Source organism: Uliginosibacterium sp. H1, from assembly GCF_036017065.1.
Taxonomy (GTDB): domain Bacteria; phylum Pseudomonadota; class Gammaproteobacteria; order Burkholderiales; family Rhodocyclaceae; genus Uliginosibacterium.
Genome location: NZ_JAYXHR010000001.1, coordinates 2,085,215 through 2,095,898, shown reverse-complemented (window position 1 = coordinate 2,095,898; position 10,684 = coordinate 2,085,215). Strand labels below are relative to the sequence as shown.

At 66.0% G+C, this 10,684-nt stretch carries 11 protein-coding genes; 4 read left to right on the top strand and 7 right to left on the bottom strand.

Annotated elements, in window-relative coordinates:
* From pdxH to VVD47_RS09425, 3 genes are all read right to left on the bottom strand, one after another.
* Window positions 1-581: pyridoxamine 5'-phosphate oxidase (pdxH, locus tag VVD47_RS09435; RefSeq protein WP_327603154.1), on the bottom strand; the 581-nt coding region annotated here is incomplete at its 3' end.
* A 1-nt stretch (window position 582) separates the two neighbouring features.
* On the bottom strand, window positions 583-1,044 hold the full coding sequence (locus tag VVD47_RS09430; protein WP_327603153.1) for a glutaredoxin family protein: 462 nt from the start codon (window positions 1,042-1,044) through the stop codon (window positions 583-585).
* 17 nt (window positions 1,045-1,061) lie between these two features.
* A complete protein-coding gene (locus tag VVD47_RS09425; protein WP_327603152.1) occupies window positions 1,062-3,119 on the bottom strand; it encodes a M3 family metallopeptidase in 2,058 nt (685 codons plus the stop codon).
* A gap of 90 nt (window positions 3,120-3,209) precedes the next feature.
* On the opposite strand from VVD47_RS09425, the gene VVD47_RS09420 reads away from it, so the two are divergent.
* Window positions 3,210-4,067, top strand: a complete 858-nt coding sequence (locus VVD47_RS09420) for an HDOD domain-containing protein (RefSeq protein ID WP_327603151.1) — start codon at window positions 3,210-3,212, stop codon at window positions 4,065-4,067.
* Window positions 4,068-4,160: 93 nt separating this feature from the next.
* Here VVD47_RS09420 and VVD47_RS09415 read toward each other — a convergent pair whose 3' ends face one another.
* Together VVD47_RS09415 and VVD47_RS09410 are read right to left on the bottom strand one after the other, a co-directional pair.
* Entirely contained in the window at window positions 4,161-5,051 is an 891-nt protein-coding gene (locus VVD47_RS09415) for a phosphoribosylaminoimidazolesuccinocarboxamide synthase (RefSeq protein WP_327603150.1), read from the bottom strand.
* A 132-nt stretch (window positions 5,052-5,183) separates the two neighbouring features.
* Window positions 5,184-6,164: a choice-of-anchor A family protein gene (locus VVD47_RS09410; protein ID WP_327603149.1), complete on the bottom strand. Its 981-nt coding sequence runs from the start codon at window positions 6,162-6,164 to the stop codon at window positions 5,184-5,186.
* Between the two features lie 314 nt (window positions 6,165-6,478).
* Between VVD47_RS09410 and VVD47_RS09405 the strand changes: the two genes are divergently transcribed.
* The 3 genes from VVD47_RS09405 to VVD47_RS09395 all read left to right on the top strand — a co-directional run bounded on the left by VVD47_RS09405 (window position 6,479) and on the right by VVD47_RS09395 (window position 9,030).
* On the top strand, window positions 6,479-7,639 hold the full coding sequence (locus tag VVD47_RS09405; protein WP_327603205.1) for a UbiH/UbiF family hydroxylase: 1,161 nt from the start codon (window positions 6,479-6,481) through the stop codon (window positions 7,637-7,639).
* Window positions 7,640-7,719: 80 nt separating this feature from the next.
* Window positions 7,720-8,511 carry a DsbC family protein gene (locus VVD47_RS09400; RefSeq protein ID WP_327603204.1) on the top strand — a complete coding sequence of 264 codons (792 nt, stop codon included), beginning with the start codon at window positions 7,720-7,722 and terminating at the stop codon, window positions 8,509-8,511.
* Window positions 8,512-8,646: 135 nt separating this feature from the next.
* Window positions 8,647-9,030, top strand: coding sequence for a DUF1801 domain-containing protein (locus VVD47_RS09395; RefSeq protein ID WP_327603148.1), 384 nt, complete (start codon window positions 8,647-8,649; stop codon window positions 9,028-9,030).
* A 24-nt stretch (window positions 9,031-9,054) separates the two neighbouring features.
* Here VVD47_RS09395 and VVD47_RS09390 read toward each other — a convergent pair whose 3' ends face one another.
* Both VVD47_RS09390 and VVD47_RS09385 read right to left on the bottom strand, forming a co-directional pair.
* Window positions 9,055-10,122, bottom strand: coding sequence for a calcium:proton antiporter (locus VVD47_RS09390; protein ID WP_327603147.1), 1,068 nt, complete (start codon window positions 10,120-10,122; stop codon window positions 9,055-9,057).
* A gap of 142 nt (window positions 10,123-10,264) precedes the next feature.
* A complete protein-coding gene (locus tag VVD47_RS09385) occupies window positions 10,265-10,597 on the bottom strand; it encodes a hypothetical protein (protein ID WP_327603146.1) in 333 nt (110 codons plus the stop codon).
* Window positions 10,598-10,684 lie beyond the last annotated feature (87 nt).

Here is a 10,684-nt window from a genome sequence, read left to right as displayed (position 1 = left end):
TGCAACCGACTCGCGCGACCCTGCCAGAACTCAACCTCCTCCAGCGACACGCAGAAACCACCCCAATGATCAGGGCGTGGCGCCGCGTCGCCAAACTCGTGTTTGAAGCGTGCTTCCCGTTCCACCAGGACCTCGCGGTTGGCGATGACCTGACTCTGTTCTGACACCCAGGCGCCAATACGGCTGGCAGCGGGGCGTTGAGCGAAATACGCGGACGACTCTTCGGCGCCCAGCTTGCTGACCTTTCCACTGATTCGCACCTGCCGTTCGAGCTCGGCCCAGAAAAACAGCAGGCTCGCTTGTGGGTTTTCGGTCAGCTCCCGACCTTTGCGACTGAGATAGTTGGTGAAGAAACTGACGCCTCGTTCGGAATAGTCGCGCATCAGCATGATGCGCAGGCTGGGCTGTCCATCCGTATCGGCGGTCGCCAGCGTCATCGCGTAGGGTTCGCGCAACTGTGCTGCCACGGCTTCCTTGAACCAGCGGTCGAATTGCTGGACCGGCTCGGCGGCGACGTCGGCCTCATCCAGCGTGTTGCGCGCGTACTCCATGCGGAGCTTTGCAAGATCCAGATCAGCCATGTCAGCGGCCCGAGGGGGGGTAGCCAGCCGCATCCAGCGCGGCGGTCCATTGGCCGGATTCGAAACCGATCAAGGGCTTGCTACCGACCATCATCGAGGGGACCTGGACGTCGCCACCCAGGCGCTTGGCGGCTGCTGCAGCTTCGTCCGGTGTTTTGACCGCCGTTTCGGAGAACGGCACCTTGCGATCGGTGAGCAGCTTGCGAGCGCGTTCGCAGAGCTCCTTGCAGTTCTCGGCGCTGAACAGCGTGACTGGCGCATTGGCGACAGCGCGCTTCGTCTCGAAGCTCATCTTGTCGACTTCAACCTGGTTGCCGCTGAGCTTGGGTGTCTGCACGGCGCCGGTGGGCGGAGGCGTATCCGAGTAAGTGACCTTGCCGTCCTTGTCGACCCAGCGATATACCTGTGCCCCGGCCGTGAGCGGCACGGTGACGGTGAGAAGGCAGATCATCCAGCGTTTCATGCAGTTTCCTTTGGCTGTTACGCGGGCACCATGCCGCTATGTCGCAGCAGCGCATCCACCTGTGGCTCGCGGCCGCGGAAGGCCTTGAACGAGGTCAGTGCCGGACGCGAACCGCCAACCGACAACACCTCGCGCAAGAAGCGCTCACCCGTCTGGCGATCCAGCGTGCTGCCGCGTTCGCCCGCTGCTTCCTCGAAGGCGGCATAGGCGTCGGCTGAGAGCACTTCGGCCCACTTGTAGCTGTAGTAGCCGGCGGCGTAGCCGCCCGCGAAGATGTGGCTGAAGCTTTGCGGGAAGCGGTTCCAGTCCGGCGGAACCACGACGGCCACTTCGGCCCGCACTTCGCTGAGCAGGGCCTGCATCGTCTTGTCGCCGCCCGGCTGGAAGTCATGGTGCGCGCGCAGGTCGAAGATGGAAAACTCGATCTGCCGGACGGTCTGCATGCCGCTCTGGAAGTTCTTCGCTGCGAGCATCTTGTCGAACAGCTCGCGTGGCAGGGGTGCGCCCGTTTCGGCGTGCGCCGTCATGTCCTGCAGGACATCCCATTCCCAACAGAAATTCTCCATGAACTGACTGGGCAGTTCGACCGCATCCCATTCCACGCCGCGGATCCCTGCGACCGGCAACTCGTCGACGCGGGTCAGCAGGTGATGCAGGCCGTGGCCGGCTTCGTGGAACAGCGTTTGCACTTCATCGTGGGTGAAGGTGGCGGGCTTGCCGCCGACCGGTGCGGAGAAGTTGCAGACGAGGTACGCGACCGGGGTCTGCGTGCCTTGGGCAATGCGTCGCCGGCAGGCGGCTTCGTCCATCCAGGCGCCCCCGCGCTTCGTGTCACGGGCGTACAGGTCGAGATAGAACTGGCCTACCAGAGCGCCGTCACGCTCGATGCGGAAGAAGCGCACGTCCGGGTGCCAGGTCGGCGCGCTGTCAGGCTGGATGCGAACGCCATACAGGCGTTCGACGACACCGAACAGGCCACCGAGCGCCTTGTGCTCCGGAAAGTACTGGCGCACTTCGTGTTCGGAGAAGGCGTAGCGCGCCTGGCGCAGTTTCTCGGAGGCGTAGGCGTAGTCCCAGGATTCGAGCTGGGACAGGCCCAGCTCCGTGGCTGCGAAGGCCTTCAGTTCCTGCACGTCGCGCTCGGCGAAAGGCTTGGCCCGGCGAGCCAGGTCACGCAGGAATTCGAGTACCTGCGCGGGCGACTCGGCCATCTTCGGCACCAGTGAGACCTCTGCGTAGTTGGCATAGCCGAGCAGGTTGGCTTCCTCGGCACGCAGCGCCAGGATCCGGTCGATCAGCGGGGTGTTGTCCCACTCGGGATGGCCTTGTTCCGCGGAGAACTCGGAGGCACGGGTCACGTTGGCGCGGTACAGGCGCGCGCGCAGGTCGCGGTTGTCGGCGTACTGCAGCACGGGGAAATAGCTCGGGAAGTGCAGCGTGAACAGCCAGCCCGGTTTGCCGGCGCGCTCCGCGGCGGCGCGTGCTGCATCGATCGCATCCGGCGGCAGGCCGGCGAGCAGTGCTTCGTCGGTGACGTGCTCGGTCCACGCGTTGGTGGCGTCCAGCACGTTCTCGGAAAACCTGGCGGACAGTGCTGCGAGTTCTTCCTGGATCGCCTGGAAGCGTGGCTTCTGGTCGTCCGGCAGCTCGGCACCGGAGAGGCGGAAGTCACGCACCGCGTTGTCGACGATGCGCTGGCGCACGAGGTCCAGGCTCGCGTAGCCGGCGCTGTCGCGCAGGGCGCGATACTTGGTGAACAGTTTCAGGTTCTGTCCGAGCTCGGCCCAGTAGCGGGTGACTTCGGGCAGCATGGCGTTGTAGGCCTCGCGCCAGGGGGGCGTGTCCATCACGCCGTGCAGGTGGCCGACGACGCCCCAGGCGCGCCCCAGCCGCTCTCCGCTGTCGATCAGCGGTTGCACGAAATCGTCCCAGGTGGCGGGGATGGCATCGGATTCCAGCTTCGCCAGCGTGGCGCGGGCTTCCGCCAGCAACTGGCCGATGCCCGGTGCGACGTCCCCAGGCTGCAACTGGTCGAAGGGAGGCAGGACGGGAAGATTGACGAGCGGGTTTGCCATGGGGAAGTTTTCCAACAACACTGAAGTCAGGCACCGATTGTGCCGAAAAAGCCCTATCGGCACGAGCAATCACCAGCATAGGGAGACAGCATGAGTTCGACCAGCGACCGTGGCGCCGCGTTCTCGGAAACCATCCAGCGCGAGCTTTCCACGGGCGAGTTCGTATTTCCCACCAGCATGCAGGCGGCGGTAAAAGTCCGCCGCGCGCTCGACGCGGATGATGCCAGCGTCGAGTCGGTCGCCAAGGTGATCGGGCTGGAACCTTTGCTCTCGGTCAAGTTGCTACGTATGGCCAATTCCACGTTCTTCAACCCGTCCGGGGTGGAGGTGGTGGACGTGCGGCGCGCGCTGATGCGGGTGGGGGTGAACAACGCCCGTGTGCTGGCCTTCGCGGTGATTGGCGACCAGCTGGCAAGCGCGCAGGAGTTCGCGCCGGTGTGGCGCCTGGCGGAGCAGTTGTGGCGCCATACCCTGGACGTGGCCTCGCTGTCCTATGCCATCGCGCTGCAGGTGGACAACGTGCCGCCGGATACCGCGTTGCTGGCCGGCATGGTGCACGACATCGGCCAGTTCTACCTGCTGTCGCGCGTGCATGAATTCCCCGAGTTGTTGCAGGAGGACAGCGAGCTGTCGGAATTCATCCTGTTCTGGCACAAGCAGGTGGGCCAGGGGGTGCTGAAGGCACTCGGCTCGCCGGACAAGATCGTGGATGCGCTGGGCACGCAGGACGTGTTCGGCGGTGGATGGCCGCCGTCGACGTTGTCCGATGTGATCTTCCTGGCGAACAGCGCGGCCGGCATTCCCAATCCCTTCACCACCGTATCGCTGGAGCTGCAGATGACGCTGCGCCAGAGCGCATTCGAGGGCGCTGATCCGGACATCGTGAAACAGCTGCTCGACGAGGCGCGCGCGCAGCGCACCAACGCGCTGGCGATGTTGTCGGCCTGAGGAGCGGAGCGCACAACAAAAAGCCCGGCGATCTGCCGGGCTTTTTCGTTTAGGGACTTCGTCGATTGCGTGGCTCGATGGGCCGCCGGTTTTTCAGAGCTTCCTGCCGGTCAGCCGTTCATACGCCTCGACGTACTTCGCGCTGGTCTTGTCCAGGACCTCGGCCGGCAGGCGCGGCGCCGGCGCGGTCTTGTCCCAGTCCAGGGTCTCCAGGTAGTCGCGCACGAACTGCTTGTCGAAGGAGGGGGGCGAAATGCCTTCACGATAGCTGTCGGCCGGCCAGAAGCGCGAGGAATCCGGGGTCAGCGCCTCGTCGATCAGGTGCAGGGTGCCCTGTTCGTCGAGTCCGAACTCGAACTTGGTGTCGGCGATGATGATGCCGCGGGTGGCGGCATAGTCGCGCGCCTCGGTGTACAGCCGGATCGCCGTGTCGCGTACCTGCGCCGCCAGTGCCGGGCCGATCAGCGCTTCGCATTTCGCGAAGTCGATGTTCTCGTCGTGGGTGCCCTGTTCGGCCTTGGTCGATGGCGTGAAGATCGGCTTCTCCAGCTTGGCCGCCTGCTGCAGGCCCGGCGGCAGGGCGATGCCGCAGATCGCGCCGGTGGCCTGGTAGTCCTTCCAGCCACCGCCGATGACATAGCCACGCACCACCGCCTCGATCGGCAGCGGCTTCAGGCGCTTCACCACCAGTGCGCGGCCGGCCACCTGGCTGCGCTCCTCCGGTGCCACCACGTCCTCCGGCGCGATGCCGGTCAGCTGGTTGGGCAGGATGTGCGAGAGGCGGTCGAACCAGAACATCGCCGTCGCGCTGAGCACCTCACCCTTGCGCGGGATGGGGTCGTCGAGGACGACGTCGAAGGCGGACAGCCGGTCGCTGGTCACGATCAGCAGCTTGTCCTCATCCACCGCGTAGATGTCGCGCACTTTGCCGCGCCCCAACAAGGGCAGGCTGCGGATCTCGGACTGGTACATGGGCTGACTCATGAGGCGGTGCTCCGGCAAGAACTGAAACGAAGCGCGGGATTTTACCGGGCCGGATGTGTCCGCGGAAAACAAAAACCCCGGTGGGTGGTGCCCATCCGGGGTCTGGCTGGCCCGACTGCTACGGGCGTGGGCTCAGCGACGGCGTGCCAGGCCCAGCGCGCACAGTGCGGCGCCGACCAGGAGCAGGGGGGCGGGAGCCGGAACGCTGCCGCCGCTGGAGGACGAGGACGAATAGAACGGCGGCGTGCCGACGCGCAGCTCGGTGGCGGCGTTCCAGCTCTCGGCGACGACGGTGCCCTCGATATGACCCCACTGGCCGCCGACCTGGGCGTTCGGCGCCAAGATGTTGAAGTGCAGGCCGTTGCTCTGGAAGAACAGGTTCTCGGCGTCGTAGAAATTGACCAGGGTGCTGACGGTGTTCCAGTCCTTCTTGACGCCGGTGTTGCCGACGAAGAAGTTCGACCAGTCCCAGCCGACATAGGACAGCGCCTTGTCGGCGCCCGCCCCGATGTTCAGCACCAGCGTCGCGCCGGCGGCAATGTTGTAGAGCTCGAACTCGGCGGCATTGGTCAGCAGGTCGCCATCCAGGTTGAACACTTCGAAGGCGCCGCCGGTGCCCATCAGGCGCGTGCGGCTACCTGCCGTCTGCACGGAGCCGGTCGCCGCTTCCGCCTGCAGCGTGCCGGACAGCGTGGTCAGCTGGCTTTGCACCGCGGCGAAGTCGATAGGCGCCGCGCCGCCATGCTGCAGGCCGCCCGCGGTGTTGAAGTTGTTCGGCAGCGGGTTCGGGTTGAGGCTGCCACCGACGTAGGTCTTGCCCTGGGAAATCTGGCCGCTACCGGCCACGCTCAGGTTGCCGCCCACCACCAGGCCCCATTGCTGGCCGTTGACGGTTGCCGAGTCATGGGTGGCACCACCCCAGCCCGCACCGATGTTGGCGTTGCCGCCGACGGCCACCGCGCCTTCCGCGTGCGTCCAGTTCTGGACCGTCAGATCGTTGTAGATGAAGGCATTGAACTGACCGGCCACGCCGAGATCGACCACCACGGCGTGGGCACTGCCTGCCGCCAGGGCAAGCATCGCGGCAACCAGGCCGCGCTTGTTGAACTGCATGTTGTCCTCCGGGACACAATCTGAATCTTGTTTTGTCGCTATGTATCTGATGCGACAGGAATCTTTTGAGAGTCCCCAGAGCAGGAAACAGGCCGAAAGTAATAAGTGCATGATCCGAATAAAGCTTTTCCTGTCCTGTTCGCACAAAAATAACGAATCTGTAAAAACCGCTGACGTCGCATTCATGGCCTGCCACGGCGGGCTGAAGCGTGGGCTGAGGCACAATTCCGGTCGAACCGATCCAACCCATGCAACAGAGGCAGGTGAACGCCACCATGAGCGCCACGATGAACGCCGCAAATAACAGGGCCTCCATGCAGGTCGACATCGCCATCGTCGGTGCCGGGCTGGCCGGCGCCAGCCTGGCCTGCGCCCTGCGCGGGAGTCGCTACAAGGTGGCCTTGCTGGAACGCGCGGCACCGGTCGCGGCGGCTGGCTGGGACGCGCGGGTCTACGCCATTGCCCCGGCCAATGTCGATTTCCTGCGCCGTTGCGGCGTGTGGGACCTGCTGGACGCGACGCGCCTGCAAGCCATCGAGCGCATGGACGTGCACGGCGACGCGGGGGGGCACATCGACTTCTCGGCCTACGACTGCGGCATGGAGGCACTGGCCTGGATGGCCGAGAGCGGCCGGCTGGCCAGCGAGCTGTGGGAAACCGCGCGTCGCCAGCCCAACGTCAGCGTCGTATGCCCCGCCCAGTTGCAGTCGCTCGTCCAGGAAGCGGACGCAGTGCGGCTGCAGCTCGCCGATGGTCGCGAAGTCGTGACGCGCCTGCTCGTCGGTGCCGACGGCGTCAATTCCTGGGTGCGTGAACAGGCCGGCATCGCTGCCGAGACCCGCCCCTATGCCCAGCAAGGTGTCGTGGCCAACTTCGAAACCGCCAGGCCGCATTTCGGAACGGCCTGGCAGTGGTTCCGCCGTGACGGGGTGCTCGCCTGGCTGCCCCTGCCCGGGAACCGCATCTCGATTGTCTGGTCGACGCCTGAGTCGCATGCACAGGACTTGCTGGCGATGTCCCCCGAGGCCTTGAGCAGGGCGGTGGCGGCAGCCGGCAATGACACGCTGGGCCCGCTCAGCCTGCTGACACCCCCTGCGGCGTTTCCCTTGCGCTGGATGCGCGTCAGGGAGCCGGTGGCACCGCGGCTGGCACTGATCGGCGATGCCGCGCATGCCATCCATCCCCTGTCCGGTCATGGCATCAACCTGGGTTTCCAGGATGCCCGCGTGCTGGCGGACGAATTGCTGGGCCTGCCTGCCGTCCGTGACGTGGGCGACGTGGCGGTGCTGCGCCGCTACGTGCGCAAACGGGCCGAGGAAGTCATGCTCGTGCAGACCGTGACGGACGGGATGCAGAAGCTGTTCGAGCAGGACATGGCGCCGCTGGGCGTGCTGCGCAACCTCGGCATGAGCGTGGCAGGCAGACTGCCGGTGTTGCGTGCCGCGATGGTGCGTTACGCCGCCGGTTTGATGTGAAACACAAGGCTGATAGAAGTAGAAACATGCCTGCCGCAGGCAGGCGCTTTGCAGATGAACGGAGACAGAACTTGAACGCGATGATGCGGCACGCCCTGGTGGCCTGCCTGGGTGTGACGATGCTGCAGGGCGCGGCTTTTGCAGCCGACGTGAAGGCCGACCCCAAGAAGGCGGCCGCCAAGGACGTGGTGAAGGAGGGTTCGCCCGAAGCCACGGTGCGTCAGGCGGTCAGCGGCATGCTGCCGCAGGGCGTGGAGATCACCCAGGTCAACAAGACCACGTACGGTGTCTACGAGGTGGTGCTGGCCTCCGGTGAAGTGCTGTACACCGACCCTGCCGGTTCATTCTTCATTGTCGGCACGCTGTACGACATCAAGACCCGCAGCAACGTGACGCAGGCGCGCATCAACGAGATCAACCGCATCAACTTCGCCGACCTGCCGCTGACGCAGGCCATCAAGCAGGTGCGCGGCAACGGCAAGCGGGTGCTGGCCACCTTCGAGGACCCGAACTGCGGCTACTGCAAGAAGCTCGCGAAGGACCTCACCGAAGTCAATGACGCCACGATCTACACCTTCATGGTGCCGATCCTGTCGCCGGACTCGAACGACAAGTCCAAGAACATCTGGTGTGCGCCGAACCGCGCCAAGGCCTGGAACGACTGGATGGTCGACGGCAAGGCACCGCCGAAGGCGGAATGCAGCGACCCGATCGCCAAGAACAGCGAACTGGGCCGCAAGCTGCGCGTCAGCGGCACGCCCACCATGTACCTCGCCGATGGCAGCCGCATCGGCGGTTACGTGCCGCCCACCGAGCTGGACCGCATGATGAACGACGCCGAAGCCAACAAGCCCAAGGCGACGAAAAAGTAAGCAACGAGTAAGCAGCGAGTAAGCAGCGGGCAGACTGCCGGCGGGTCGCGGTAAGCTGGCGACCCACCCGCAGACGATCAGCAAGGCGCTCCAAGGGGCGCCTTCTGCTTTTTCGGGAGACCAGGGAGACAGGCCATGCAGAAGATTCCGCCACCCGCTTCGCCGGACGCCTACGCCGATGAACTGACCGGCTGGCAGGGCGAGTACGTCCGTGCGTTGCGCGCCTGCGTACTGGCCACGGCGCCGCTGCAGGAGGTCGTCAAATGGGGCCACCTCGTGTATCTCGCCGGCGGGCCGGTGCTGCTCTTGCGGGCCGAGGAGCAACGCGTGCTGTTCGGCTTCTGGCGCGGCCAGCGCCTGCGCGACATCGAGCCGCGCCTCAGGCCCGGCGGCAAGTACCAGATGGCCACGCTGGAGCTGAACCAGGACACGCCGCTGGCGCGCGATGTCGTCGAGCGCCTGGTGCGCGCCGCCGTCGAACTCAACCGCACGCTGGGCGATCCGACGGCCATCGCCTGATCGGCCGCGCCAGCCTCTGCCGGCTCAGGGCACGATCGCCAGGAACAGGAAGGCGGCGAACAGCACCAGGTGCACCGCCCCCTGCATGATCTGCGTGCGGCCGCTGCCCAGCGTCACGGCGCTGACCACGAAGGTCAGCGCCAGCAACGCGATCTCGGTGGGCTCCAGGCCGAGCACCAGCGGCAGGTCGAACAGCACCACCGCGATGACCACCACCGGCACGGTCAGCCCGATGCTCGCCAGGGCCGAGCCGATGGCGAGGTTGAGGCTGGTCTGCAGGCGGTCGGCGCGCGCCGCGCGCGCGGCGGCGACGGTCTCCGGCATCAGCACCAGCAGTGCGATCGCGATACCGATCACGGTGCGCGGCGCACCGGCCACTTCCACCAGGTGCTCGATGGTCGGCGACAGCATCTTGGCCAGGCCGACGACGGCCACCAGCGACACCATCAGCAGGCCGAAGCTGGCCCAGGCCTGCTTCACACCCGGCGGTGGGGCGTGTTCCTCGGGGTTGGAGGCGGCGACGGGCAGGAAGTAGTCGCGGTGCCGCACCGTCTGGATGAACACGAAGATCGCCCACAGCGACGCTGACGACACCGCCACGAACCACAGTTGTGCCTCGTTGTACGTGCCGTTGTCGCTGCTCGTCGTGAAGCTCGGCATCACCAGCGTCAGCGTCACCATCACCATCAGCGCGGCCAGCCCCGAGCCGCTGCCTTCGACGCGGAAGTTCTGCTCGCGGTGAGCGATGCCACCGGCCAGCAGGCACATGCCCACCACGCCGTTGCAGATGATCATGACGGCGGCGTACATGGTGTCGCGCGGCAGCACCGCGGTGTCGGCACCGCCGGCCAGCATCATCGACAGGATGAGCGAGGCCTCAATCACCGTCACCGCGAGCGCCAGCACGAGCGTGCCGAACGGTTCGCCGATGCGATGGGCGATCACCTCGGCGTGATGGACCGCGGCAATCACCGCGCCGCCGAGGCCTGCTGCGCACAGCAACACGATGAAGGTGGACTCCGCCCCCACTGCGCTGGCCAGCACCAGCAGTGCCAGCGCAGCGGCGGGGACGAGGGATGTCCAGGAAAGCATCAAGGGGTACTCCTGCGAGGTTACGGGGTTCGTGCCACGGGATTCGTGCGTTGCCTGTTCTCGTGCGACGCCTGTCCAGCACAGGAGCATAGGGCATGCGGGGCGCGAGCGTGCATCGCCTGCGCGTCGCGCCCGCCCTGTGTCACGGCGTCGCCTGGCAGAACGCAGCGAAGGCCTGAGCAGTGTTGGGGAAGGCCCTGGCCTGCGCCAGTTCCCAAGGCCGTTCGCACTGCCTGGTGCGGGCACACCAGGCATAGCCGGCCGAGGCGATGCAGCCCTGCGCATCGCGGTCGGCACCGGGGGCGGGCGTGTTCGCTTGCGGGGACGGGGCCGCGCAGGCAGTCAGTAACACGATGCAGGTGGCAGGCAGCAGGAGCTTCATCGTCGGGTCAGGCGGGACAGGTGGTGTGGAAAGGCACGGCAGGACGGCCCGCGATGGCGCCGGATCTTCAGGATAGCGGGCGATGCCGGCCATGCCCTGCACCTTCGTGCAGGCGCTGTTGCACCAAGGTGCAAGTGCCCTTGCACCATAGGCCAGTGTTGCCGGCGGGCTGCAGTGCCA